This is a genomic window from Lepagella muris (assembly GCF_004793975.1).
Lineage (GTDB): Bacteria > Bacteroidota > Bacteroidia > Bacteroidales > Muribaculaceae > Lepagella > Lepagella muris.
On sequence record NZ_SRYB01000035.1, the window covers coordinates 25,158 to 52,027 of the forward strand.

Consider the following 26,870-nt stretch of genomic DNA (forward strand, 5'->3'; position numbering starts at 1 on the left):
CGTATTTGGTATCTGCACAGAGTTGATATATCTTATGAGTCAAATAAGTTGTTGCTACACGAAAAGTAGACACTGAAGGCAGAAAAAAGATTAGGATAACACATGATGCCAAATAAGTTGTAACTTTGCAACAATTGAGGATTGCCCCCGAATAGAGGGGCTAGCCCCTCTATTCGGGGGCAATCCTCTTACGGCACTGAACGCCTTATCAATTCTGCCGGAAAGAAGCTACTTATATGGGAAAACATTTAAATCCATTGGAGAAAGAGTTCTTGATTCGTAAGTTCAAGAGCAATCCGACCATGAAGATCAAGGACTTCTGTATAGCCAATTCCGTTTCTGACACAGCTTTTAAGAAATGGCTGCGTTAGTATGAGGAGGCTGGTCTGGAGGGGTTTGCGAGAGCGGACGTAGAAATCCGGGAAGTGCATCCGGATGGTATTGACCGAACGGAGGAATCGTACAAGCGTGAGATAATCCGCCTTCGTATAGAGAATATTAGTAGCCAATGTCTATTTTTTAGAAATGAAAATTTGTAAAAAAGATTGATTTTGTCTACTTTTGAAAATTGAAAATCAAATAAAAAATCGATTTTGTACACTTTTAAAAATTAATATCAAACAATAATTTTTTTAGTGTCTACTTTTTAAGGCTGGTACAAGATAGGAAGTGAAAAGGTCATAAGTTAGGAAGTGAAATGGTCATAAGTTGGGAAGTGAAAAGGTCATAAGTTGGGAAGTGAAATGGTAACAAATTTGGAAGTAAAATGGTCACAAATTTGGAAGTGAAATGGTCATAAGTTGGGAAGTGAAGAGATTTTTTATTATTTTTGTGCTCAATATTAGTGTATTATGATTATGGATAATTATTTGGTAAGATATATTGAATCCACAATTTCAAAGAAAATGAAATCAAGTGGTGTTGTATTGGTGGAGGGTCCAAAATTTTGTGGAAAAACCACTACAAGTGCATTGTTTGCTAAAAGTGAAATACGGCTTAATACTAAGACTGCCATACAGATCGCTCGTATTGAGCCGTTTAATGTGCTTCTTGGCGAGCGTCCTCGACTTATTGATGAATGGCAGACTGTCCCTGATCTTTGGAATCAGGCTAAGGCTTGGATTGATGAGAATCCCGGATTTGGACAGTTCATATTTACGGGTAGTTCAACTCCGGTAGATAATTCTGATATTTTTCATTCAGGTGCAGGTCGTATCACGCGAGTTATGATGCGTCCGATGAGTCTGTTTGAATCTCAGGATTCCAAAGGATCTGTTTCTCTGTCGTCTCTTTTTAATAATGAAAATCCTGTGGTTTTCGATATGAATGAGGGGTATGGATTAAGTGATACTGCTTTCCTTCTGTGTCGCGGGGGATGGCCGCTGTCTATACAACCGGAAAGGGAGGTGGCTCTTGATGTCACTGCCAATTATTATGAAAGCCTGTTCAATTTGGGAAATAGTGAGAATCCAAAATTCCGGAATAAGAACCCGGAAATATTGAAATTGGTAATGAGGGCGTATGCCCGACATATATCTTCACAAACATCCACGACTAAGATATTGGCTGATATTTCAGCCCGCGATAGCCGAACAATAAGTAGTAAAACATTTGAAGAGTATGCCGATATTCTTACGGATCTCTTCATTATAGAGGATATGGAGGCGTGGAATCCTAATCTGCGGTCTAAGACTGTTGTGCGTTCCACTCCCACACATCATTTTGTGGATTCCTCTATAGCGGCGCAGGCACTTGGAGCTTCCCCGGCTGATTTAATGTCGGATCTTAATACGTTCGGTCTTTTGTTTGAGGATATGGCAGTCCGGGATCTGAGGGTTTATGCGCAGACAATCAATGGGAATGTCTTGCATTACCGTGATAGCCGTGGATTGGAATGTGACACAATAGTGCATTTGAAAGATGGAAGATGGGCACCGATAGAGATCAAGTTGGGTGGTGACAATCTGATTGAGGAGGGAGCAAGAAATCTAATGAGACTCAAATCGGATATAGCCGAGAAAAATCAACCGTCATTCATGATGATACTCACGGCTACGGGTCCTGCATACAGACGACAGGATGGAATATATGTAGTGCCTATTAATTGCTTGAAAGCGTAGGTGGGTTGGATTGTGTTTTTGGGGATAAGAGAAAGACCGGTTACCCTCGCGGGCGACCGGTCTTTGCTGATGAAACATTTCAATTACTCTTATTTTCAATTACTCTTTTCTCGCGTGCCGGTTGAAAACAACCGGTTGTATCTTGTATGATAGAGAAATCTGTTTTTAGATCACGCCTTGTCCCATCATGGCATCTGCCACTTTGAGGAATCCGGCGATGTTGGCACCCTTCATGTAGTTGATGTAGCCATCTTCCTGTGTGCCGTATTCTACGCATGCGGCGTGGATTGAGCTCATCATCTCGTGAAGTTTGCGGTCAACTTCTTCTGCGCTCCACTGGAGGTGCTCGGCATTCTGGCTCATTTCAAGACCTGAAACGCCTACGCCACCTGCGTTGACAGCCTTACCGGGGCAGTAAACAGTGTGATTCTCGATGAATGCGTCGATAGCTTCGGGTGTGCAACCCATGTTGCTGACCTCGGCACATAGCTGAACGCCATTGGCGATGAGCTGTTTTGCGTCTTCGCCGTTAAGCTCGTTCTGAGTAGCGCAGGGGAGTGCGATGTCAACTTTCTGCTCCCAGGGTTTCTTGCCTGCGAAGAATGTTGAGCCGGGGAATCTGTCGGCATAAGGTGCCACAACGTCGTTGCCGGAAGCACGAAGCTCGAGCATATATTCGATTTTCTCTTTGTCAAGACCGGCGGGGTCGAGGATGTAGCCGTCAGGACCGGAGATTGTGATCACTTTAGCACCGAGTTCGGTAGCCTTTGTTGCAGCGCCCCAAGCCACGTTGCCGAAACCGGAGATAGCGACAGTCTTGCCTGCCAGAGTCTCGTTCCAGTTTTTCTTGAGAACGTCCTGTACGAAGTATATAGCACCGAAACCTGTAGCCTCGGGACGAATGCGGCTACCGCCGAAGCTGAGACCCTTGCCTGTGAATGTGCCGGTGTTCTCGCGTGCGAGTTTCTTGTACATGCCGTACATGTAGCCTACCTCACGACCACCTACGCCGATATCACCTGCGGGCACGTCGCGGTCGGGACCGAGGTTGCGCCATAGCTCAAGGATGAAAGCCTGGCAGAAACGCATGATTTCTGCGTCGCTTTTACCTCTTGGGCTGAAGTCTGAACCGCCTTTACCGCCACCCATGGGGAGTGTAGTCAATGCGTTTTTGAAAGTCTGTTCAAAACCTAAGAATTTGAGGATTGAGAGGTTGACTGATGCGTGGAAACGGATGCCGCCCTTGTAGGGACCGATGGCATTGTTAAATTGCACGCGATAACCGATGTTGTTCTGCACTTCGCCTTTGTCATCAATCCATGTCACGCGGAAAGTGAAGATACGATCCGGCTCTACCATGCGTTCGATGATGCGAGCTTTTTCAAATTCAGGATGCTGATTGTAAACATCTTCTACGGAGAGGAGAACTTCTTTTACTGCCTGGAGATATTCCTTCTCACCAGGGTGCTTTGCCTCAAGGGCAGCCATGATTTCAGAGATGTTCATGCGCTTTTGAATTAGATTTATGGTTAGATTATTTGTTTTCTTGTCTACAGACGGCTGATTCTACCCATAAGGAATCATAGTGTAAGCTGTTTATGCCTTCACATTGGGGTTGAACGCCTGTTTACGTTGCAAAAGTACAATCTTATTTTTAAATAACCAAAGTTTTCAATGATTTTTTTACAAAAATAAATTTAATTTTTTTATCTACGGCAAATGGAGTGATTTAGACGGGGTCTTAGGCAGTATTTCATAAAGATTCATAGGTAGCTTCTCGGAAATTATAATTATCTTTGCATGTTGATTTATCACGTATGCCTCATATTATATAATGAAGATGTCTGAACCCATTGTATGAGTTATATGAAATGAGATCAATTCGTGGTTATATAATTACTCCTTATTATAAAGTATAAGCATTATGAAGAAAGAACTGAACTCCCCGAAAGCTCCGGGGGCTATCGGACCCTACAGCCAGGCAGTCATGTCGGGAAATCTTATTTTTGTATCCGGGCAGTTGCCGATCAATGCATCTACCGGGGAGATGCCCTCCGACATCAAGGCTCAGACAGCCCAGAGCATTGAAAATATCCAGGCAATACTTGCAGAGGCAGGTGCAACGCTTGACAATGTGCTTAAGACGACGGTGTATCTTGCCGACATGAGTCTTTTTGGTGCAATGAATGAGGTGTATGCTGAGTATTTTAAGGCTGTATATCCGGCACGTGCGGCATTCGCTGTCAAGGAACTGCCGAAACAGGCTCTTGTTGAGATAGAGGTTGTGGCTGCCCTATAATGGGTGAGACATTGAAAAATGATTACCGGGGGCATCTCTAAATATGTCCCCGGTTGCATAGTGTATGTGAAAACGTAATCTTTCCAAATATCATGGTAAGTTATCTGCAAATTGAGAAACTGACAAAATCATTTGGCGATCGTGTGTTGTTTGCCGATGTCACGTTGGGAATATATCAGGGGGACAAAATCGGTCTGATTGCCGCTAATGGTGCCGGTAAGACCACATTTCTAAACATCATCGCCGGCAAGGAGGATTACGACAGTGGGAATGTAGTGTTCCGCAATGATCTTCGCGTGGGTTATCTTTCGCAGCTCCCTCCATTTGATCCGGAGGAGAGTGCGCTTGCGTATGCCACTCCGGAGCCGCAGCGTGCGGATGATTTCACGTGTGTGGATCGTGCGCGCCAGATGTTGTATCAGTTCCGTATAACGGATGTAGACCAGACGCTTGGCACCATGTCGGGCGGTCAGGTGAAGCGTGTGGCATTGGCAAAGGTGCTTCTTTCGGAGCCGGATCTCCTCATACTTGACGAGCCAACCAACCACCTTGACATAGAGATGGTGGAATGGCTGGAGAATTATCTTACGCGCCAGAGAATAACGCTGCTGATGGTGACTCATGACCGTTATTTCCTTGATAAGGTGTGCAATAAGATAATAGAGATTGACCGTGAGGAGGTGTATGCCTACGATGGTAATTATGATTATTATCTGGAGAAGCGTCAGGAGCGATATGATGCCCTCAATTCGGAACTTGCGAAGGTGAAGAATCTCTTGCGCACTGAGCTTGACTGGATGCGCCGTCAGCCGCAGGCGCGTGGCTCGAAGGCTAAATATAGGATTGATAATTTTCATCAGCTTGAGGCGAAGAGCCGCGTCAATCTCCAGACGCGGGAGCTTGCCCTCGGCAACGGATCATCATATATCGGTTCGAAGATATTTGAGGCGAAGGATGTCTCGAAGTCGTTTGGCGACAAGGTCATACTTGATAAATGGAACTATACGTTCGCACGCTATGAGAAGGTGGGTATTGTCGGCGACAACGGAGCCGGGAAATCCACGTTCATAAAGTTGTTGCTCGGAGAGCTTGCTCCCGACAGCGGATCGTTTGATATAGGGGAGACCGTGAAATGGGGTTATTATAGCCAGGAGGGTATGACCGGCTTTGACGAGCGGAAGAAAGTGATAGACGCTGTGAGGGAGATAGCGGAGGAGGTGAGGATTGACGACAAGACGCGCCTCAGTGCATCGCAGTTTCTGACACGGTTCCTGTTTACCCCCGACACACAGCAGAAGTATATCTATAAGTTGAGTGGCGGAGAGCGTCGCAGACTTTATCTTGCTACGGTGCTTATGAAGAGCCCTAATTTCCTTATACTCGACGAGCCTACCAATGATCTTGATATTCTTACCCTTACGGTGCTTGAGGATTATCTGGCAAATTTCAAGGGTTGCGTCATTGTTGTGAGCCACGACCGTTTCTTCCTCGACAGGATAGTGGATCATCTTTTTGTATTCAAAGGGGATGGGGTTATCAAGGATTTCCCGGGAGATTATTCCACTTACCGCCATTGTGTGCAGGAGGAGCAGAAGGAGATTAAGGCAAACGCGGCACAGAAGAGCGTGGAGGTGGTGCGTGAGAATGCCAAGCCTCGTCAGAACGCGAAGCAGAAGCTGACGTTTAAGGAGCGTAAGGAGCTTGAATCGCTTACGGAGAGAGTGGCTGAGCTTGAGGATGAGAAACGTCGGCTTGAAGCGGAGATGTCGTCAGGCAATATGGATCATGAAGCCATCATGTCGGCAGGTAAGCGTATGGAGGAGATTATAGGGGAGATAGATGAATCTGAATTCCGTCTGTTGGAACTTATGGAGAAAGATGAGGCGTAAATTATGAGAGGAATAGTATCTTTATTTGTAATCGGCGCTGCCCTGTTGTCGGGGAGTGTGCATGGAAAGGTGCCGGAGAATCTGTTGCCGACGGAGAAGGAGAAGACAGCATTTCTTGACGAGGCTGATGATTTTCTTGATGCATTGCCCGATGGCTATCAGGACAGGCAGGGTGATGCCGTGCTTCATGCGTTGCGTGGTCAGACGGCAGAGTTGCAGAATGTAAGGATGTCGAGAAATGCGGCATCGTTGTCGTCGGATAAGGTGGAGACTGAGGATCTCTTGGGCACTGGTGCGGCACGCGGTATCAAGATGCGTCTTTATAGGAATAAGGGTAAGGATAGTGAGAAATTGCCGTTGCTCATATATCTTCATGGCGGCGGCTGGACTTTCGGCAGCATCAATTCATGCGGTTCGTTCTGTATGCGTTTGGCAGAGACGGGTGATGTGAATGTCTTGGCAGTGGATTATCGTCTCGCTCCGGAGAATCCGTATCCGTCAGGTCTGATGGATTGTGTCTCGGCAGTGGAGTATGCGTTTGCACATGCGGAGGAATGGGGATGTTCGCCGCAGCGGATAAGTATCGGCGGCGACAGTTCGGGAGGAAATCTTGCTTTGGCTACGGCTATGTATATGGAGGATTCCGAATTGAAGGATAAGATCCGGTCTTTAGTATTGTTTTATCCAGTGTTGAAGAGTTATCCGGATAAATCGGCGTCATGGAAGAGGTATTCACGAGGATACGGACTTGATTCGCGATTGATGGAGTCTTTTATCGAGGCGTATCTTAACGCTCCGGCAGATGGTGGGCCTTCTGTGAAATCGGATGCGAAGGAGGCTATGGTGTCGCCGGCAGAGGCATCTGATGAACAGATAAGTAAGTTGCCGCCGATATTGATAGTCGGTGCGGAGAGGGATATTCTCTATGATCAGGGTAAAGAGTTTGCCGCGCGTTTGAAGGGTAAGGGTAATGATGCGGAACATATCACATTCCCCGGAGCTGTGCATCTCTTTATCACGGTGGAGGGGCAGCCGACTGCTTTTAACAAGAGCATCAGTATTACTTCCGCTTATCTTTCGGAGTGAAATTTAGAATTTAGAATTTAAAATTTGGGATTTGGGGTAGGGTTTTATCTCATAAAAAAACAGGCGGTATGCTGAGTGTGCATGCCGCCTGTTTTTTTGATTGGGTAATCTGTGTTGTGGTTTTATGGATTGTGTTTGGGTCATTCATACGGGATAAGATTGAATCCGATATTGAATGTGGTGGTCTGCTCGATTGCTTTCGGAAGAAGGGCGATAGCCTTCTCCACGTCAGGCAAGAGTGCTGCCAATCGGGGATCGGATGCGATATATTTTTTAATCAATTCGATTGTGGTGTTATCTTCAATCAGAGTCTTTACAATCGGCGTCATGATGCCGACAGCCATTTCTGTATCTATGAATATTTTCAGACTATTGTCGGATAGATTGTAAGCCATTGGGATCCCTTCAGCCACCATAGGAAGCAACTGAGGCATGATACTCTTCAGAATCTTCTGCACTGTAGGGGATGCCAGAAATTTCTTAATGTTCTCCATTGTCGGGGAGTTTGCATCCGGCTTGGTCTGAGAATCCTTTGCAGGCCATAGACCTGTAGCATTCAGGTCAATTTCTGATTCCGGTGTGGATCCGGAAGTGTTTTCAAGAATAAAGCTGAAGAACGAGAGCGGATTCACGTAGAATTTTAGCATGTCGGATGTCGGCATCACATATTGGAATCCGTTTGGGGCGGTTTGGTCCAGATGTGCCGCGCCACCTACAGATGATATGTAGCTTATCAGTATATTGCCATCGGATAGGAAAGCAACGCCCTTTACGATTTCGAAAATGGCTTGGCTCACCGACATATATGCAGTATTATCGTAGACCGGAATCACAGGGATTACGGTAAGAGCCTCGATTATTGGGGAGAGGTTGATGTCTATCTCCTTAATCGGGCGATATTCCCAATCAATGTAGAAAGGAGTGGAGGATATGGAACCGTCATCCCCTTTTTTGATTGGAGCCGGTTTCCATATAGCCGGCGACATGCCTCCGTTTTTCAGAGCTGCATCAGATATATATAGCTTGAAATTGTCGGGAGTGGCGTATCCGGTGTACTTATAGGTGCAGAAATCATTCTCGCCCGATCCGGAAAATTCCCAAGAGGAACCGTTGTCTTTTACGTCGGTATTAATGTTGAAGAGGGGTGAGCCGGGTATTATTCCGGGGGAGGGTAATTTGCCGGATAGACCAAATTCAGATAGTTGACTCAGATCAAATTCAGAGAATACTTTCACCAACGCTTTGTTGTCTTCCTGAGCAAAGACTGCTGTTTTCCCCACCATCGGTTTATCATTGTAGAAGACTTCAAGTTCTGATACTCCGGAATAGGTCTTTTCCTTGATGGGAGCTATCGGAGTCGAATCATTGTCGCTGCATCCCGCTAAGGTGAGAAGGGATACTGAGAGGAGGTAAAATGGTATGTGCTTCATAGTGGATAATCAAATTATAGAAGTATGGATAACTTCAAAGTTATTTCTGTAAATAGTAACGTAAATCAGTGGCAGAGGGTTTAAGGTTTAAGGTTTATGGTTTAGGGTTTATGGTTTAGGGTTGTTAAATTTTGTATAATGAAATTATTTAAGGATTTCCGTGACCTATCACCGATTACCTATAAACTATAAACTATCAACTATCAACCAATAAGAAAAGGCAAGGAACTTGAAGTCCATGCCTTTTCTATGATAGTCCGTAATGATTTTTCAGAACGAGAAATCAACGCACGCCCGATCCTCCTTGTAGGGGGCAATAATCTGCACTGCAGCCACGTGTGCGGGGTGTGCGGAATATATTGCCACGTCTTCCAGAGAATCAGCGGTAGCGGTAAGCACGAGGTCCCAAGATTCCTTCGGGTTCTCATTAATGCCTACCTCGATGCTTTTCAGCTCAGCTATCTGAGCGGGGAGAGCCATGAGTGCGTCAGCAAACTTTCTTGCAATCTCCTTACGCACCTCATCCGACCCTTTGAATTTGAAAGTTACGATATGTTTTACCATGATTTTATGATTTTGGGTAAAGACGTTCGCGAGCGGCAGCCACCTTGTCATCAGTGATGTAGTCGTCATAATCCATAATCTTGTCAATGATGCCGTTGGGGGTCAGTTCGATGATTCTGTTGCAGACGGTCTGAATGAATTCGTGGTCGTGGCTTGCCATAAGGATCACCCCTTTGAAAGCCTGGAGCGTGTTGTTGAAAGCCTGGATGGATTCGAGATCGAGGTGGTTTGTCGGAGAGTCGAGAATGAGGGTGTTGGCGTCAGTGAGCATCATGCGTGCAATCATGCATCGTATTTTCTCACCACCTGAAAGCACGCTTGCTTTTTTCAGCACCTCTTCACCGCTGAACAACATCTTCCCGAGGAATCCTTTCAGATAAATTTCCGAGGAATCCTTGCTATATTGGCATAGCCAGTCTACGAGATTGAGATCAGTCTCGAAGAAGCTACTGTTGTCGAGCGGGAGATAAGCGGAAGTGATTGTCTGCCCCCAGTCATATTCTCCGGCATCCGGCTTTCTGTTGCCGGTGATAATCTCGAAAAGCGCAGTCATTGCACGAGGGTCGCGACTGAGGAATGCCACTTTGTCGCCTTTCTCAATCTGGAAGTTGACATCGTTGAAAAGCACCTCGCCATCGACAGAGGCCTTCAGACCCTTTACTTCAAGAATCTTATTGCCCACCTCACGGTTGGGGGTGAATATTATGCCCGGATATCTGCGTGAAGATGGTTTGATCTCCTCAATGTTGAGTTTCTCAAGCATCTTCTTACGGCTTGTGGTCTGCTTGCTCTTTGCGACGTTTGCGCTGAACCTCTGGATGAATTCAAGAAGTTCCTTTCTCTTCTCCTCGGCTTTCTTGTTAGCAGCCTGTTGCTGACGAAGTGCGAGCTGAGAAGACTGATACCAGAAGCTGTAGTTTCCGGCAAAGAGGGATATCTTATTGTAGTCGATGTCGAGAGTGTGGGTGCTGACGGCATCGAGGAAGTGACGGTCATGGCTGACCACGAGGACGGTGTTCTCAAAATTGGCGAGGTAGTTTTCAAGCCAAGAGACAGTCTCAAGGTCAAGGTCATTGGTGGGCTCGTCGAGCAGGAGGTTGTCGGGATTTCCGAACAGAGCCTTAGCAAGGAGCACGCGCACCTTTTCGTTAGCACTCATGTCTTTCATGAGCATATAGTGGCGGTCTTCCTTAATGCCGAGACCACTAAGAAGGGCAGCGGCATCGCTTTCGGCGTTCCATCCTTCAAGCTCAGCGAATTTCTCCTCAAGTTCTGCGGCTTTGATGCCATCTTCATCAGAGAAATCCTCTTTTGCGTATATTGCGTCCTTCTCCTGCATAATGTCCCAAAGAACAGTATGCCCGCGCAATACTGTCTCGATGACGGTGCATTCGTCAAATTCGAAGTGATCCTGACTCAATACTGAGAGTCGTTCACCGGGACCGAAAGTCACAGTGCCATGAGTCGGGGACAGTTGTCCCGAAAGGATTCTCATGAGAGTGGATTTGCCTGCGCCGTTGGCACCGATTATGCCATAGCAGTTGCCATGAGTGAAGGTCAGATTAACGTCAGAGAAAAGCGTGCGTTTCCCGAACTGTATTCCTAAGTTGTTTACCTGTATCATTTCTGAAAAAATAATCTCTACTGAACATCGCATGAATGCGGGTGCAAAGTTACTAATTTTTAAGGAAATTGGCAAATGCCTACCGTATAAGTTGATTATGGAAATCTGTTTGAGGAAGTTGAGCGTGGTGCTGAAAGTGGTGGGAAAATATGATTCAAAAAAGAGAGACGCAGCCGGAGCGTGCGTCTCTCAAATTACTAATGAATCTTTGCGTGGTGTGTAATTCATTTCAGAATGAGCCGGCATTCAGTAATCCGTTGGCTCGTGTCATAGATTGAAGTTCATGCGGCTCCTAAGGTTAGGAGGTTTGAACTTGTATTGATAACAAAAAAAACGACATGCAGGTTCAATAAGAAATGCATGTCGTCGGTAATTATTTCAGTTATCGTGCTACTTTTTCCCGTGTAGCCTCGGTACGTTGACGTTGTGCTTGTCAAAAATTTTTGATGCCCCTCTCTCGAAAATCAGGAAGTGGTTCATTTGCAGAGCCGGTATTTTTTCCGGCATCCAAGATGGGATCACCTTATAGTTTGATTTGCCGTCGGGTTTTGCAGCGAAGAGTGTGTCGTAGAAAGCATGGCTGAATTTCGCTTTCCCGTCCTTGTCGCGTATTACGGTGGCTTTCACGAGCGCGCCGCCCCTTGTGTCGGCGGTTTTCATGTTGGATATGAAGTTGCCGAGGGAATAGACCACAAGCACGTCTTTGTCGAGCTTCTCATTCCTGACCACTTTCATCGGCTGAATAACGTGGGGATGACCACCGATAATCAGGTCTACACCTTGTTCTACAAGGAAATCGGCGAGGTCACGTTGAGGCTTATTCTCAAGGAGAACGTATTCAATGCCCCAGTGCATTGTCACCACAATTATTTCCGCGCCATTCTCTCTTGTGGCGGCTATCTCTTTAGCCATTCTGTCACGGTCAATCAGCGACACCTCAATACCATCGTTGGGTTGAATGCCGTTTGTGCCGTAGGTGTAGTTAAGAAATCCGATCTTGAATCCGTTGATATCCTTTATAAAAGGGACAAGTGAGTCGCGTTGTGCTGCATCATGATATGTGCCGATATGGTCAATGCCCATTCTGTCGAGAGCTTTAAGAGTGCGACGGGCAGCTTTGTCGCGACGGTCAAGACAGTGGTTGTTGGCGGTCAGCATCATGTCGAATCCGGCATCACGGAGAGCCTCTGCATAGGAGTCAGGCGCGCTGAAACAGGGATATCCGGAATAATCCGGTCCGCCACCGAGAGGCACCTCCAGATTACATACTGCATAATCTGCGGCAATCACAGTCGGGGCAATCAGAGAGAAACAGTCGGAATAATCGTATGTGCCATTAGACCCGAGTTGCTTTGCACGGTCAAGTTGAGCCTGATGCTGCATGGCATCGCCTACAAACAGCAACTCCGCCTTTGGGGCGGAGCCTATACTGTCTGCCCCTGTTATAAAGGAGATGAGGCTGAATAGGGTAATCAGTAGTGTCATGAAAAATATATTTTCAGAGAGGGAGTATTATCACTTTATGATCTGCGATGAGAAGGTGAATACTATGGAAGCCTTTTCCGTGAACAGGTGCGTCATGGTCGGTTTCACGATATAGGGGGAGCATTTCGTGACGTAGGAGGTGGAACTTCCATAATTGCCGGCAGTCTCACTCTGAAGTTCAACAGGGATAATTGTGAACTCCACATCCTCATCGGTTATTTCTGACTTATCAAGCAATTGCATGATGTAGGATCTCATTGAAGAGAACTTATACTGCTTGTTGGTGGCATCATAAGAGGCAGTGAAGGACGACACGTTGTCAGGAATCTTGTTATTGTTGAAGAAGTCTTCAACTTCCGATGATTTTATGAGAAGCAGCGTAGGCGCAGTGCCTATATTGAAGCTGTTTTCAATAGGTTCAGCCGGAATTGTCAGCAAGAGTTCGCTTATGAGCGACAGGTTGTGCTCATCCTTCTTATAATGGTTGATGATGTCTTGAGCGGGGAAACGGAAAGATGTGTTATATCCACCGGGCGTAGTTATGATGGTCTTCCCGTCATTGATCATGCCGATGATGTCGTCGGAGACTGTGTAGCTGATATTGTTGCTGCTCAACACTTCAGGAGAAGATATGAACGGAATTGCATAAGCGGCTGTCTTTTCCCATTTATATTTTGTCTCCTTGTCTTCGGTATACGACACTTTTTTCATGTACCAATAGAATATCCTGAGCCTTATTTCAAAGATATTTGCCACGCATCCGTTTCCGAAAGTCTGGTCGATGAAATAGCCGGGATATTTCTGCGCGAAAGTCTCAGGCCATGCGAAAATAGATGGATTATCCTTGTAGTCGGAGAAAATCTGTTTGCCTATTTCGGGAGAGAGCGGCACCTGGATAGAGGTGTAGTAATATTTCTGTGTGTTGGTGGCGGCGGAGAATATAGAGTCATTCTCACCGATCCACGTTGGGGTATAGCTTGCCGACCCGAGAGGATTACTCTTGTTGTAGTAACCTTCAGGATTGAACGTGTTGGAAATGTCGGAAGGCAATTGCTTGTCGAGTCCGAACACCGATACTTTTTGCGGAGCAAGGGAGTCTCCCACGAGGTCGCCGCGCTTGATATACATCATTATGTCGCAAGAGTCAACCCTTTCCGGAGTCAATAGAGAATCGGCGAGGTTAAGGTTGGTTGCGCACAACAATCTGGTGACAAACGAGCAGTCAAGTTTACCATATTCCGGCACGTTGATGTTACCGAGCAAAAGGTTGCCGGTGCGAGAGTCGAAGTTGGTGTTCTCCAGAGGGACGGCATTGAGGTTAAACATCATTGTGTCGATCGATATGGAGATTTCGCCTTCGGTAAGAGAGGATCCGATCTTGCTTGTCTCATCTTCACAAGAGGAAGTGAGCGCCGCGAAAGCAAACACTGTTGCGGGAATCGCGAATCTGAAGCAATTTATATCTTTGGTTGAAAAGATATTCATAAGAATAAGATAAGGATTGTTAGGGATCAGAGCGACTTATAAAACTCGGCGTATGCCTCCGGACCATTCTCAAGCTGCTCATGAGTGATGAAAGGTTTGCCGGTAGACTTTATATACTCAAGGAGCTCCGGATCAACATCGGGATCGTCGACGACAACCGCATGAGAGAAATCAATCGCCATACGGTGGAGCAGATTTGTATCGAATGGGAGTCCGGCAAATTTCTTGAGGTCGCGGGAAGATATCCCGTCGCTTTTCAGCTTTGTGAAGAGCCTTTCATCGACCGGAGCCTCCAATTTCCCGGGGAGTACGGAATATACCACCTTGGTGCCTTTGAAAGAGAGCTCATCGCCATACATTCTTTTCAGATATATGGGCACAAGTGCAGAAATCCAACCGGAACATTGCAAGATCTTGGGATCCCAGGATAGTTTTTTCGCTGTCTCCATTGTGCCTCTTGCAAAGAAAATAGCTCTTTCATCATTGTCTGTACGATTGCTCCCGACAGCATCGCTGTCGTCATCAAGTTTCTGGAAATAATCGTCGTTGTCAATGAAATATACTTGAATTCTGGAGGGCTGTAGAGATGCCACCTTGATAATCAGAGGATGATCATTATCATCGATGACGATATTTACGCCGGAAAGACGGATCACTTCATGCAGCTGGTTCCTGCGTTCGTTGACAGAACCGAATTTTGGCATGAATGTCCTGACCTCAAACCCATGTTGAGGCATAGCCTGGATAATGTTTTTACCGAGAGCCGCGTTAGGAGAGGAGGTGAGATAAGGAGCGATTTCCTGATTGATAAAAAGTATTCGATTTTTTGCCATGCTATATGAATTCCGCCGGTTTGAGTCGCCGGATTAATATCCGGGATATAGAAAGAAAAACCATTCAATCCGGATTCCCGGCATTTTCAATATGCAAAGTTAATAAAAAAACAATTATAAAGGTCAAAAAACGGTTCTGAAAGGGATTAATTTTAAATAACTTTAATATAAAAGGCGTATTTTTGGGCGATAGGTTGGCAAGATACTGAATAAAATTGCTAATTTTGCAGTCGTAAAATAAAACTTCCCCTAAAGGCATTTCAAAAACGCAAAAAGAAGGGCAATGATAATATTAAGAACAATAGACGAAGTGTCGCGCTATGTCGCTGAACAGCGGCAACGAGGTGCATCGATAGGACTTGTGCCGACAATGGGCGCACTTCATGCCGGCCATATTTCCCTTGTGGAGAAATGTGTGTCGGAAAATGATGTGACGATAGTCAGTGTTTTTGTCAATCCGACACAATTCAATAATCCGGCGGATCTCGCCAGCTATCCCCGGAAGGAGGATGATGATTTCCGTCTTCTTTCCGCAGCGGGGGCTTCTGCCGTATTTGCTCCCGGAGTGGAAGAGATTTACCCGGGGGGCATAGATGCCCAGCCGGAACATCATTTTGAGTTGGGCATGGCAGCAGAGGTGATGGAAGGGAAATATCGTCCCGGTCATTTTCAGGGAGTGGCTCAGATTGTGAGCAAATTATTCCGTATGGTCACTCCTGACAGGGCTTATTTCGGAGAGAAAGACTTCCAGCAGATCGCAGTTATCCGGAATATGATAAAGAGCGAGGGTATTAAAGTGGATATCGTGGCGTGTCCGATAAAGCGAGCTGACGACGGTCTTGCATTGTCGAGCCGCAACGCGCTTCTGACTCCCGAGCAGCGTGAAGTGGCTCCGGAGATACATGCCGCACTCCGCAACAGTGTCGAATATAGTAAGACACATTCCGTAAGGGCAACTCATGACAGCGTTGTGGAACGCATAAATGCAGTGCCACACATGGAGGTGGAGTATTTCGAGATAGTTGATGCCCGCACGTTGGCTGCAATAGATGAGTGGGAGGAATCCCCGTGGGTGGTAGGCTGCATTACTGTCTATTGCGGAAAGGTCAGATTAATCGATAATATAGCATACCGTTTGCCAAAAGAATAAAGAGATGCTTATAGAGATGATGAAATCAAAGATTCACCGGGTGACCGTTACTGAGGCGAATCTGAATTATATCGGAAGCATAACGATAGACCGTGCTCTTCTCCGTGCCGCTAACATACTGGAGGGGGAAAGAGTGTGGATTGTAGACAATAATAACGGCGAACGCTTCGACACGTACACGATAGGTGGAGAAGAGGGGAGTGGTGTAATCTGCCTCAATGGCGCGGCAGCACGTAAGGTGCAGCCCGGCGATGTGGTGATAATCATAGCATACGCACAGATGACGCCTGAAGAAGCAAGAGAATTCAAACCGACGGTGATCTTTCCGGATACTGCCACCAACAGGCTGTGAAAGACGCAGATCTAAATCAGAAATAGAATAAAATATGTTTAAGAATTTATCCGATCGTCTTGAACGATCGTTCAAGATATTGAAGGGTGAAGGACGTATCACGGAGATAAATATTGCCGAAACCCTTAAAGATGTGCGCAGAGCGCTTCTTGACGCCGACGTCAATTACAAAGTCGCCAAGAGCTTTACCGACACCGTTAAGCAAAAAGCATTGGGACAGAACGTAATCAATGCCCTGAAACCTAAGGAATTGATGATTAAGATAGTGCATGATGAACTGACCTCCCTTATGGGAGGACAGGAGGCTCCGCTTAATCTTTCCGGCAACCCTACAGTGATACTTATGTCGGGTCTTCAGGGTTCGGGTAAAACTACGTTCTCAGGTAAACTTGCGAAGAAGCTGAAATCGTCTAAGGGTAAACGTCCGTTGCTTGTGGCAGCCGACGTGTATCGTCCTGCCGCTATCGAGCAGCTGAAAGTGCTCGGTGAGAGTATCGGCGTGCCCGTATATACGGAGGATGGCAATAAGGACGCTGTGCAGATTGCGTTGAATGGTATTGCCGAGGCAAAGCGTAATCATCAGGATCTCGTAATCATAGACACGGCGGGTCGTCTTGCCGTTGATGAGGAGATGATGCGTGAGATTGAGGCGATAAAGAATGCCGTGAAGCCGCAGGAGACGCTGTTTGTCGTTGACTCAATGACGGGTCAGGATGCTGTCAATACTGCCAGGGAATTTAACGAGCGTCTTGATTTCAATGGCGTAGTGCTCACGAAGCTTGACGGCGACACCCGTGGTGGTGCGGCTCTTTCAATCCGCTCGGTGGTGGAGAAGCCTATAAAGTATATCGGTACGGGCGAGAAACTGGAGGATATACAGGAGTTTAATCCGGAAGGTATGGCGAGCCGTATCCTTGGCATGGGAGATATTGTCGAACTTGCCAAGCGTGCGCAGGAGCTTTATGACCAGAAGGAGGCAGAACGTCTTCAGGAGAAAATCAAGAAGAATAAGTTTGATTTTGATGATTTCCTTAATCAGATCCATCAGATCAAGAAGATGGGTAATATCAAGGAGCTTGCCTCAATGATTCCGGGAGTCGGGAAGGTGATCAAGGATATTGACATTGATGATTCGGCTTTCACCTCGATTGAGGCTATGATCAATTCGATGACTCCGTATGAGCGACATAATCCGGAGGTGCTTAACCAGAGCCGTCGTCAGCGTATCGCCAAGGGTTCAGGCACATCAATTCAGGCTGTCAATAAATTTGTGAAGCAGTTTGAAGACACGCGCAAGATGATGCGTGCTGCATCCAATATGAAGAATCCGATGAAGATGATGAATCAATTGAAGCAGGCGCGTTCTCAGCGCAGGTTCTGACGGATTTCTTAAAAGTCTTAATAAAATAATAGAGATGCAATTTTGTTGCATCTCTATTATTTTATTGGTTTGTGATGAACCGGTATTATTTCTTTTCAGTCACGTGGCACTGCCATTTCCAAGCGTTTGCCATAGTGTCTTTGATGTCGGCCTGAGCCTTCCATCCGAGCACTTCGTTTGCTTTCTTCGGGTCAGCCCAAATCTTCTCAATGTCGCCGGCACGACGCTCACCGATCTTGTGGGGCACAGGCACGCCTGTTGCCTCCTCGAAAGCATTGATGAGCTGAAGCACAGAGAGACCGTTGCCTGTGCCGAGATTGAAGATCTCGACAGAATCAGTGTCGTTGTTCTCAAGCATACGCTTCATTGCAATGACGTGAGCCTTTGCAAGATCTACCACATCAATATAGTCGCGGATGCAGCTGCCGTCGGGAGTGTTGTAGTCATCGCCGAATACGGTCAGCTCCTTGCGGATGCCTGCAGCAGTCTGAGTGAGATAAGGCACAAGGTTCTGAGGCACGCCAAGAGGAAGCTCGCCGATAAGAGCCGACGGATGTGCACCGATGGGGTTGAAGTAGCGGAGAAGGATGCTCTTTATCGGGGCACCGCTCTTCACGTAGTCCTCAATTATCTCCTCAGAGATCTGCTTGGTGTTGCCGTAAGGGGAGGTTGCAGGTTTGATGGGGGCAGTCTCATCGATAGGATTCTGGTCGGGCTCTCCGTATACTGTACAAGAGGATGAAAATACGATACCTTTCACGCCGAACTCGGGCATAAGCTCAAGCAGATTGATGAGAGTGTTGAGATTATTTCTGTAATAAAGGAGAGGCTTCTGAACGCTCTCGCCTACAGCTTTTGAAGCGGCAAAGTTGATGATTCCTTTGATTCCGGGGTTATCCTCAAAGAGCTTGCGGAGAGTGTTTATATCGGTGCAGTCACCTTTTACGAATACAGGGCGGATTCCGGAAATAGCCTCTATTCCATCGATTACAGATTCGTTGCTGTTTGACAGGTTGTCGATTATCACCACTTCGTAACCGGCATTCTGAAGCTCAACAGTAGTGTGAGAGCCGATATAACCGGTGCCGCCAGTGACAAGAATTTTCTCTTTCATAGTAAATAGGATATTAGAAAAGTTTTGCGGGATATACGCCTTCGTCAACAAGTTTCTGGAACTGTGCGACGGTTGCAGGACGGTCGGCTGCGTAAGTCACTCCAAACCATTTGGAAGGAGTCGGGAGCACTTTAAGGTCGATTTTTCCGGCTTCGATAAGCTCGTTGACTACAGTCGGGATGTAGAATTCAGCTTTCAGTTCATCGTGGTTCTTCTCGAGGAAGTGGAGGAATGATTCCACAGAATAGTCGAAGTAGTCGGGAGTGAAGCCCCACATGTTCATTGACACGGGAGCACCTTCGGGGAAGCTGACTTCCTTGCCATCCACCACCTGGATTAGCTTGCCATCCTTTCTCTCGATTCCATGACATTCGGTCACGCCTGTAAGGTTGCCTTCGGGACTAACCTCGCATAGACCGCGTGAAACGCCGCCATTCTCACTGAGTGTGTTCTCCACGTTGAAGCCGATCATGCAGTAGCAGTTCTTTTTCCCTTCTACAGAGCGGAGGAAATCACCGAGGATACGGAAACTGTCGGCACCATAGTAGTCATCGGCATTGATTACTGCAAAAGGCTCCTTGATTACGTCCTTACCCATAAGCACGGCATGATTTGTGCCCCAAGGTTTTGAACGCTCAGGATTGGGTTTGTAGTCGCCGGGAAGATTATTTATATCCTGGAACACAACCTCAACGGGGACGTGTCCTTCGTATTTTGAGATTACTTTATCGCGGAATTCTTGTTCGAAATCGTGGCGGATCACGAAAACGATCTTACCGAATCCGGCACGTAGAGCGTCATAGACAGAATAATCCATGATGGTTTCGCCGCTCGGTCCAAGTCCGTCAAGCTGTTTCAGACCACCGTATCGGCTGCCCATGCCGGCAGCAAGGATAAAAAGCGTAGGTTTCATTTTGATTGGAATTTAGTTTAGGTTATAATATAGGAATGTTTAGATTGGTAATCGTGATGGTTTTGGGGTGCGAACGCTTTGCGATATGAGAAGCATGAGGTCGAACATCACGATTTTCGCGTTGGCATTACGCTCAATGTCGTATGCTGCCTTTGAGATGTCGTCGCTCAATTTTTCCACGTTGCCCTCATGTATGAATGGAGAGAATCGAGTGCTGAAGTTCTCTTCATCCGGGGTCATCATTACGATTTGTGGCATTTTCAGGTTGTAGATGAAATTCTCTCTCACCATTCTACCGCAATATGCAATGAATCTCAACAGCTTTTCCCTTCCCATCGCAGCCATTGTCTCGGAAAGCTCCTTCAGCCGTTTTGCTTTCAGCCCGTATGCCATTCTCATGGTCTCCTTGAAGAGTTCGGAGAATTGCATTAGTTCTTCGGGATGACAAGTGATTTCTTCGGCTCGCCCCATGCTGCCTTCCGCTATTCTTGATGCCGCGGATGCTATGGTGCCGGGAATACCGCGATTTTCGGCAAGATGTCGGGATATGTCGTCGGAGGAGAGAGGGAGGAGATGAAACCGTTGGGTCCTGGAAAAAATGGTTGGCAATACTTTTGAATCGTCGTTGCTTACGAGTATGAAAATAGTGTCGTCGTAAGGTTCCTCAATTATCTTCAAGAGTTTGTTTGCCGCTTCCGGACGCATTTTTTCGGGGAGCCACATAAGAAATATCTTGAAATTTTCCTGATATGCGGATAGCGAGGCGCGTGCGATTATATCTTCGCTTTCTGTTACGTAGATTGCCGGGCGTGAATTACCTGCCTGAATAATCTCGTTCCATTTTTCAGGGGGCATGTAGCTCCATTCGGTCATCATCTCTTTCCAGCAATCAGCGAGGTCTTTTGATATGAGGATACCGTCGCGTTTAATTACCGGGTATATGAAATGGATGTCGGGGTTGTTCAGATTCTGGTGCTGCTTGCATGACGGACATACTCCACAAGAGTCACCATTTACGTGGTTTTGGCAGTGGATGTATTGTGCGAGAGCACGGGCGAGTCGGAATTTGCCTATACCTGAAATGCCGGAAAGCATTATTGCATGGGGTATCTTACCCGCGTCAACAATGCTTCTCAATGCTCTTATCGTTTCGTTATGTCCGGCTATTTCGGAAAATTTCATGATTTTAAATTGAATTGCAAAAATACCTATAAACTTTCAAACATGCAAATGAAGTGGTTTAAACTTTTTGATAGTATATGAATTTTCATCGTCAGAAACTTGATGACAAAACTTGAAAATTTAGTAAAATCAGGTTTGGCTTATAATTATGAAAAGGTATTTTGACCTTGGCGGAAACGGTCGTCTTTCCCTCTGTGCCAATGTGGAGCAACAGAATTTGAAAGATGGATATTTCTACTGTAAAGGAGTGTTTAATGTCTCTTAAATTTCATCGCTTGATAATCTCTTAAAATTTTGGGAGATTATTTTTGTGTATTTGGCAATTTGAAAAATAAAGGGGATAGAATTTGGATGTAGGTTCAAAAAGATGTAATTTTGGGATATGATACCGTTTTTGAAATCCATAGCGAGGGGATATGCCTCGCGTTATTCCGATTTGTCGGAGATATGTTTTCTTTTTCCGAATAAGAGAAGTTGCACTTTCTTTTTGAAATATCTGAAAGAGGAGTTCGGACGTCATGTGATTGTGGCTCCGGAGGTTAAGACCATTACTGACTTTGTGGGCGATCTTTCCGGTAAGATCGTCGCATCGCGTCTTGATATGATATTCATGCTGTTTGAGTCATATCAGGCGTTGCAAGGGAAGTCGTCGGGTTTTTCGGATGATGAACAGGCAAAGGATTTTGAATCATTCATCGGCTGGGGAGAGACAGTATTGTCTGATTTTAATGAGATAGATCTCTATCTTGCGGACGCCGATGCGGTATTTAAGAATGTGAAGGATTACCGTGAAATCTCCTCCAACTTCCTGACCGAAGAACAGAGGAAGGTCATGGCAGAGTATTTCGGTCGTCCGGACAAGGGGGATTCCGGAAAATTCTGGAGCAATTTTGAGCAGGAGGATGATGAAAATTCTGAGATAAAGCGTAAATTCATTCATCTGTGGAGGCGGTTGTCGCCCCTTTATGACTCAATGAAGGAGAAACTGTCGGCAAGAGGCTTGTTGACTACGGGTGGTATGTATAAGAGCGCGGTAGAGCGGCTAAAAAATGATGGCAGGGGGGCGTTGCCATATAAGAAGGTAGTGGCAGTAGGTTTCAATGCCCTCAGCACGTCGGAGATGGTGATGTTTTCAGAGATGCGCGATTTCGACGGGTATGAGGGATATGATGCCTTTTGTGATTTCTTCTGGGATTGCACGGGACCGGTGTTGTCGGCGGGATTAAATTCTGCCTCACGTTTTGTGAAGACAAATATGGAGCATTTCCCGATGCCGAAATGGGCGATGCCGTCGCTTGCTCAGAGCAGCTGTGAATCGTTGCCACGGTTGAGGGTAGTGGCTTCCCCTTCAAACTCGGCACAGGTGAAGATTGCCGGTACTCTTCTGTCGGAACTAAGCCATAGGCTGACGTCAAAAGAGATATCTGAAGCGAAGGTGGCGGTGATCCTTCCGGATGAGGGATTGCTTCTGCCGATGCTATATTCTTTGCCAAAGGGGATGGGCAACGTCAACCTAACAATGGGTTATCCGCTAAGGCTCACGTCGGTGGTGCCGTTTGTAAGACAACTAAGGCTCCTCTATCAGAACAGGAGAGGCAAGGGGCGTCAGGCTTCGTTCTATCATCGAGACTTGCGTCTGTTTCTGTCGCATCCATTCTCGCTCTCGATGTTTGGGACTGGACCGGTGGGGTTTCTGATAGGCTATATCGACAAGCACCATAAGGCTACCGTGACGCTGGAGGAGATAAGGGAATACTCGCCTGAGGCTGCTGCGGTCCTTGATTTCTCTGAACTTGACATTAATTCCGAGAACACTATTCCTACTCTTGACCGGATACTTGTGAAGACAAAGGATTCGCTGCCTTCCAATGAAACGGGAATGATGAAGACTAAGCTTGAGATTGACCATATAGAGATATATCGGGATGCGTTGCGTCGTCTTGGCGAATTGCTTCAGGAATATAATGCTTCGCCGACACCATCCACAATATTCCGTCTTGCCGACCGGTTGCTTGCTTCAACCACAGTAGGTTTCGAGGGGGAACCGTTGGCGGGTCTTCAGGTAATGGGTACGCTGGAGACACGTTCGATTGACTTTGATCATCTCTTTATTCTTTCAATGAATGAGAGGATAATGCCTATGAGGGCACGCACCAGGAGCTTCATCCCTGACAGCCTTCGCCATGCATACGGGATGCCGCCGTCGAATTATGCCGAGTCGATATTCGCCTATTACTTCTACCGCATGATAAGCCGGGCAAAGGAGGTGACGATGACTTACGATGCACGCACCGGTGGTGGTTCGGGAAGCGGCGATGTGTCAAGATATGTATTGCAGTTGCGGCATCTGTTTGCAAAGGGTGTTTTGGAGGAGCAGAATTGGAAGTTCCGTCTGTCGGGTAAGGAGGAATATGATCCGGTTGTGAGAAAGACGGAGGAGATAAAGGCACGTCTGACAAGCTATATGGAAGATGGGGAGAATGCCAAAAATTTCTCTGTATCGGCTCTAAATACCTATAGGGAGTGTCAGGTGAAGTTCTTTTATCAGAACGTGATGGGTATAAATACTGACCCTGCCCCCTCAGAATATATAGATGCCATAGGAGTGGGCAATATCCTTCATGCCATAATGGAGCATCTGTATCTTCCCAAGGATAAGCGCAAGAGATTTCTAAAGGAGCCTGTTATGATGCAGAAAGAGACTATAGCCGGACTGTTGGCAGATACGGATTCTCTTCGTAAGCTCACGACACGCCTTGTCAACTCGCTTCATTTCCATGCATCAGAGGATGAACTCGACACTCCGTTGACCGGAGCGGCGGAGATAGTGGGTGACCAGATAATTAATCAGGTGAAGCGGGTGCTGAAGCGAGACTTGCGTATAGCACCGTTCAAGATATATGGTTGTGAGATAAAGGAGAGATTGAAGTTGCGACTGTCGTCGGGCAGGACGGTGAATTTCAAATTTGCGATTGACCGGCTTGATGAGATAGATGTGGACGGGGAGAAGTGTCTCCGCATAGTCGATTATAAGACGGGGCGCATCAAATTGGAGGCAGAAGATATAGGGGAGGTTCTGGATGGAGATTATAAGTCGGAACAGGTGTTCCAGTTGTTCACTTATGCGTGGCTTCTGGGGAAGAGCAGTCATGGGGTGACGGATAAGGTGCGTATGGAGATTTATGACGTGCCGAAGATTTTCTTGAATGAAGAGAACTTACCCATGATCGGTGGAGAGCCTGTGAAGAGCTTTGACGAATATTCCGGGGAGTTTGCCGAAGGTATAGACAATATGCTGGAAAGCATATTTGAGTCGGATTCCTTCCTGCCTGCAAAAGATGAGGGGATGTGTAGCAAATGCAGCCTTGCGATGTTGTGCCGCAGATGATGCCTTCCGGAGTGAACCAACGGGTGACGTAAATGTTAACAAGAAGGATGCCGGTAGATAGACTGACGCCAGAAATGGATTAGTGGTATCCGGCAAAGAAGTTGTCTAAAATTGTAAGGAATGGAGAAAATAATAGTGATAGGGGGCGGTTTTGCAGGTCTTAATCTGGTGAAATATCTTGATAAGGATAAGTTTCAGGTTAAACTCATAGACCGTGATAATTTCCATTGCTTCCCCCCGTTGTTTTATCAGATAGCGTCTTCAAGTCTTGCGTCTGCCAACATCTGTTTCCCATTCAGAAGGGAATTCAAGAAGTATAAGAATGTGGCTTACCACATGGGTCATGTCAAGGATATAGATTTGGAGTCGAAGAGGGTTGTGACCAGTTATGAGACTCTGGAGTATGACCGCCTTGTCATAGCGGCAGGTTCGGCAAATAATTACTTCGGCATGGATAAGCTTTCGGAAAGCACTTTTGGAATAAAGACAGTCGCGCAGGCGGCGCATACGCGGGATGAGATAATAGATCGTCTTGAACGTGGCGCGATATGCAAGGATGCTGCCAGGCGAAGGGAACTGCTCAGTTTCCTGGTTGTGGGAGGAGGTCCGGCAGGAGTGGAGATTGCCGGAGCACTCGGGGAGATGAAGAAATACGTCTTGCCGAAAGAATATCCTGATATAGATCCGGAAGAGGTGAGAATCACTCTTGTGGAGGGCACGGGCAAACTTTTGGGCGCGATGAGGGGGAAATCGTCGGAACGGGCTGAACAATATCTCCGCGATCTGCACGTAGACGTGAGACTCAACACGCTTCTGAAAGATTATGAGGATAAGAGAGTGACCTTTCGTGACGGCTCTACAGAATATTGGGAGACGGTAATATGGACAGCAGGTGTCAAAGGTGAGCCGATACCGGGATTGCCGGCAGATTGCATGGGGCATGGCGGGCGTATTGCCGTAGATGAGTTCAACAGGCTTCCGGGTCATCCGGAGGTTATGGCGATAGGCGACATAGCCGTCATGTATACTGATGACTACCCTAAGGGGCATCCTCAGATGGCGCAGCCTGCCATACAACAGGCAAAAAATCTTGCAAGGAATCTAAATTGTGGGGAATTCCGTTATCCGTTCAGATATAAAGACAAGGGTTCGATGGCTACTGTCGGGAAGAATCGTGCGGTGGCTGACCTGACAACGGTCTCGTTAGGCGGTTTTCCAGCATGGTTCATCTGGATGGCGATCCATCTTCTGTCGTTGCTCGGGATGAGAAATAAGGTCACGGTGCTTCTGAATTGGGTATGGAACTATTTTACAAACTCAACCACGTTGAGACTCCGGCTCCTTCCTGCCAAATATCCGTTGCGCAGACATTGGGGAGACTGACGGAATGGGGCGGAAATGCCGTTTGTGGCGGGGAAACCGGTGAGCCTTTTTTGTAAATGAGTTAAATAAGTGTTAAATTTGCAAGAATTATTTCAATTCTTGATTATATAATATAGAAGCTGTCATAAAGTATGGGTCTACCAAGGCTAAATGAGGATGCAATTCCTTTGAATGGCAGATTCTGTAAGTTTAATCGAAGCATGAGTGTCCGTCGGTATACGTGATGCCTGTGCATAAAAAATATAAGGATATGAAGTTACTAAAGGAATGCGTGATGCCAATGCTCGCAATAGCGATTCTTCCGCTCGGGGCATGCAGCGTCGCAAATAAGAAGACAGATAAGAATCAGGAAGTGAAGAAAGAGGCAGTGCTCCCGACAGATAGGGAGAAGATTGTTCAACCCGTGTCGGCGGTATATACCTCGGCGGAGTTGGCAAACGGAGTGGTCAAGGGTGATTGGGCTATAGAGAAGGTGAACGGGAAGGATGCCGTAGGTGAGAAATCCCCCTTCCTGAAGTTTGTGCCGGAGGAGAAACGTGTGTATGGCAACAATGGATGCAATATAATCAACGGCTCCTATCAGTATAATCCTGCGGATTCCACACTTACGTTCGGGACCATGGCGTCGACAATGATGGCATGCGGAATGGAGGGTATCACGGATTACGAAATCAATCAGGCACTCGGAGAGGTGCGTTATTACACGTGCAATTTGAGTGGAGATGATTTCTATCTCACTCTGTATGATTCGGAGCGCAAGCCTGTGATGGAGCTGATGCATCAGAACTTCCAGTTTCTCAACGGCACGTGGGCTGTGAAGGAGATTTCCGGTCAGCCTGTCGACGTGCCTGACATGAAGCTGGTGATTGACGTGGATGAGGGTAAGTTGCATGGCAACACCGGTTGCAACATAATCAACGGCACCCTTGAGACAGACATGGATGCCGCCAACTCCATATCGTTCCAAGGGATAGCGATGACGAGAATGGCTTGTCCAGATCCGAATTATGAGACCCAGCTCATCGTGGCGATCGAGGAGGCTACAAAGGCAAAACAGCTCCAGGGGAATAAGGCTGCGTTGCTGAATAGCGACAACAAGACTGTGCTGCTTCTTGAGCGCACGTCGGATAAATGATATACTGAAGTTTCGCAAGCTGCACTTCAGTGGTTTAAAGTTTATAGTTTAAGGTTT

At 46.6% G+C, this 26,870-nt stretch carries 22 protein-coding genes; 12 read left to right on the forward strand and 10 right to left on the reverse strand.

Annotated elements, in window-relative coordinates; genetic code table 11:
* Positions 1 to 236: 236 nt before the first annotated feature.
* Positions 237 to 371 (forward strand): hypothetical protein, encoded by a 135-nt coding sequence (locus E5331_RS20810; RefSeq protein ID WP_275441283.1) that lies wholly within the window; start codon positions 237 to 239, stop codon positions 369 to 371.
* 534 nt (positions 372 to 905) lie between these two features.
* Positions 906 to 2,120 (forward strand): ATP-binding protein, encoded by a 1,215-nt coding sequence (locus E5331_RS17215; RefSeq protein ID WP_168355285.1) that lies wholly within the window; start codon positions 906 to 908, stop codon positions 2,118 to 2,120.
* Between the two features lie 165 nt (positions 2,121 to 2,285).
* On the opposite strand, the gene gdhA is transcribed toward E5331_RS17215, so the two are convergent.
* Complete coding sequence (gdhA, locus tag E5331_RS17220) at positions 2,286 to 3,626, reverse strand: NADP-specific glutamate dehydrogenase (RefSeq protein ID WP_123481253.1); 1,341 nt, start codon at positions 3,624 to 3,626, stop codon at positions 2,286 to 2,288.
* A 418-nt stretch (positions 3,627 to 4,044) separates the two neighbouring features.
* On the opposite strand from gdhA, the gene E5331_RS17225 reads away from it, so the two are divergent.
* The 3 genes from E5331_RS17225 to E5331_RS17235 all read left to right on the forward strand — a co-directional run bounded on the left by E5331_RS17225 (position 4,045) and on the right by E5331_RS17235 (position 7,394).
* The gene (locus E5331_RS17225) at positions 4,045 to 4,419 is read left to right on the forward strand and encodes a RidA family protein (RefSeq protein ID WP_123481254.1); all 375 of its coding nucleotides are present in this window, start codon (positions 4,045 to 4,047) and stop codon (positions 4,417 to 4,419) included.
* Between the two features lie 92 nt (positions 4,420 to 4,511).
* Positions 4,512 to 6,308, forward strand: a complete 1,797-nt coding sequence (locus E5331_RS17230; protein ID WP_123481255.1) for an ABC-F family ATP-binding cassette domain-containing protein — start codon at positions 4,512 to 4,514, stop codon at positions 6,306 to 6,308.
* A gap of 3 nt (positions 6,309 to 6,311) precedes the next feature.
* Positions 6,312 to 7,394 (forward strand): alpha/beta hydrolase, encoded by a 1,083-nt coding sequence (locus E5331_RS17235; protein WP_123481256.1) that lies wholly within the window; start codon positions 6,312 to 6,314, stop codon positions 7,392 to 7,394.
* A 140-nt stretch (positions 7,395 to 7,534) separates the two neighbouring features.
* Here the strand turns inward: E5331_RS17235 and E5331_RS17240 are convergent, their stop codons facing one another.
* From E5331_RS17240 to E5331_RS17250, 3 genes are all read right to left on the reverse strand, one after another.
* On the reverse strand, positions 7,535 to 8,824 hold the full coding sequence (locus E5331_RS17240; RefSeq protein WP_123481257.1) for a hypothetical protein: 1,290 nt from the start codon (positions 8,822 to 8,824) through the stop codon (positions 7,535 to 7,537).
* Positions 8,825 to 9,094: 270 nt separating this feature from the next.
* The gene (locus E5331_RS17245) at positions 9,095 to 9,388 is read right to left on the reverse strand and encodes a Dabb family protein (RefSeq protein WP_123481258.1); all 294 of its coding nucleotides are present in this window, start codon (positions 9,386 to 9,388) and stop codon (positions 9,095 to 9,097) included.
* Between the two features lie 4 nt (positions 9,389 to 9,392).
* Positions 9,393 to 11,012: an ABC-F family ATP-binding cassette domain-containing protein gene (locus tag E5331_RS17250; RefSeq protein WP_123481259.1), complete on the reverse strand. Its 1,620-nt coding sequence runs from the start codon at positions 11,010 to 11,012 to the stop codon at positions 9,393 to 9,395.
* A 149-nt stretch (positions 11,013 to 11,161) separates the two neighbouring features.
* On the opposite strand from E5331_RS17250, the gene E5331_RS20815 reads away from it, so the two are divergent.
* Entirely contained in the window at positions 11,162 to 11,290 is a 129-nt protein-coding gene (locus E5331_RS20815; protein WP_275441284.1) for a hypothetical protein, read from the forward strand.
* 112 nt (positions 11,291 to 11,402) lie between these two features.
* Here the strand turns inward: E5331_RS20815 and E5331_RS17255 are convergent, their stop codons facing one another.
* Genes E5331_RS17255 through E5331_RS17265 form a run of 3 tightly spaced genes read right to left on the reverse strand, consistent with a single transcriptional unit; the run spans position 11,403 to position 14,815 of the window.
* On the reverse strand, positions 11,403 to 12,497 hold the full coding sequence (locus E5331_RS17255; RefSeq protein WP_123481261.1) for a CapA family protein: 1,095 nt from the start codon (positions 12,495 to 12,497) through the stop codon (positions 11,403 to 11,405).
* Between the two features lie 30 nt (positions 12,498 to 12,527).
* Positions 12,528 to 13,982, reverse strand: coding sequence for a DUF4270 family protein (locus E5331_RS17260; protein WP_123481262.1), 1,455 nt, complete (start codon positions 13,980 to 13,982; stop codon positions 12,528 to 12,530).
* Between the two features lie 26 nt (positions 13,983 to 14,008).
* Entirely contained in the window at positions 14,009 to 14,815 is an 807-nt protein-coding gene (locus E5331_RS17265) for a glycogen/starch synthase (RefSeq protein WP_123481263.1), read from the reverse strand.
* A gap of 283 nt (positions 14,816 to 15,098) precedes the next feature.
* Between E5331_RS17265 and panC the strand changes: the two genes are divergently transcribed.
* From panC to ffh, 3 genes are read left to right on the forward strand one after another with little or no spacing between them, the layout of a single operon-like run.
* Complete coding sequence (gene panC / locus E5331_RS17270) at positions 15,099 to 15,965, forward strand: pantoate--beta-alanine ligase (RefSeq protein ID WP_123481264.1); 867 nt, start codon at positions 15,099 to 15,101, stop codon at positions 15,963 to 15,965.
* Between the two features lie 4 nt (positions 15,966 to 15,969).
* A complete protein-coding gene (gene panD, locus E5331_RS17275) occupies positions 15,970 to 16,317 on the forward strand; it encodes an aspartate 1-decarboxylase (RefSeq protein WP_123481265.1) in 348 nt (115 codons plus the stop codon).
* Positions 16,318 to 16,351: 34 nt separating this feature from the next.
* Positions 16,352 to 17,698 (forward strand): signal recognition particle protein, encoded by a 1,347-nt coding sequence (gene ffh, locus E5331_RS17280; RefSeq protein WP_123481266.1) that lies wholly within the window; start codon positions 16,352 to 16,354, stop codon positions 17,696 to 17,698.
* An 85-nt stretch (positions 17,699 to 17,783) separates the two neighbouring features.
* Here the strand turns inward: ffh and galE are convergent, their stop codons facing one another.
* Genes galE through E5331_RS17295 form a run of 3 tightly spaced genes read right to left on the reverse strand, consistent with a single transcriptional unit; the run spans position 17,784 to position 20,907 of the window.
* Complete coding sequence (gene galE, locus E5331_RS17285; RefSeq protein WP_123481267.1) at positions 17,784 to 18,812, reverse strand: UDP-glucose 4-epimerase GalE; 1,029 nt, start codon at positions 18,810 to 18,812, stop codon at positions 17,784 to 17,786.
* Between the two features lie 13 nt (positions 18,813 to 18,825).
* Entirely contained in the window at positions 18,826 to 19,725 is a 900-nt protein-coding gene (locus tag E5331_RS17290; protein WP_135985926.1) for a nucleotidyltransferase family protein, read from the reverse strand.
* Positions 19,726 to 19,764: 39 nt separating this feature from the next.
* The gene (locus tag E5331_RS17295) at positions 19,765 to 20,907 is read right to left on the reverse strand and encodes a DNA polymerase III subunit (protein ID WP_123481269.1); all 1,143 of its coding nucleotides are present in this window, start codon (positions 20,905 to 20,907) and stop codon (positions 19,765 to 19,767) included.
* A gap of 382 nt (positions 20,908 to 21,289) precedes the next feature.
* Here E5331_RS17295 and E5331_RS17300 point away from each other — a divergent pair, with 382 nt between their 5' ends.
* The 3 genes from E5331_RS17300 (at position 21,290) to E5331_RS17310 (ending at position 26,813) form a co-directional block, all read left to right on the forward strand.
* The gene (locus tag E5331_RS17300) at positions 21,290 to 24,295 is read left to right on the forward strand and encodes a PD-(D/E)XK nuclease family protein (protein WP_123481270.1); all 3,006 of its coding nucleotides are present in this window, start codon (positions 21,290 to 21,292) and stop codon (positions 24,293 to 24,295) included.
* 120 nt (positions 24,296 to 24,415) lie between these two features.
* Positions 24,416 to 25,678 carry an NAD(P)/FAD-dependent oxidoreductase gene (locus E5331_RS17305; protein WP_123481271.1) on the forward strand — a complete coding sequence of 421 codons (1,263 nt, stop codon included), beginning with the start codon at positions 24,416 to 24,418 and terminating at the stop codon, positions 25,676 to 25,678.
* Positions 25,679 to 25,928: 250 nt separating this feature from the next.
* Positions 25,929 to 26,813, forward strand: a complete 885-nt coding sequence (locus E5331_RS17310; protein ID WP_168355286.1) for an META domain-containing protein — start codon at positions 25,929 to 25,931, stop codon at positions 26,811 to 26,813.
* Positions 26,814 to 26,870: the final 57 nt, after the last annotated feature.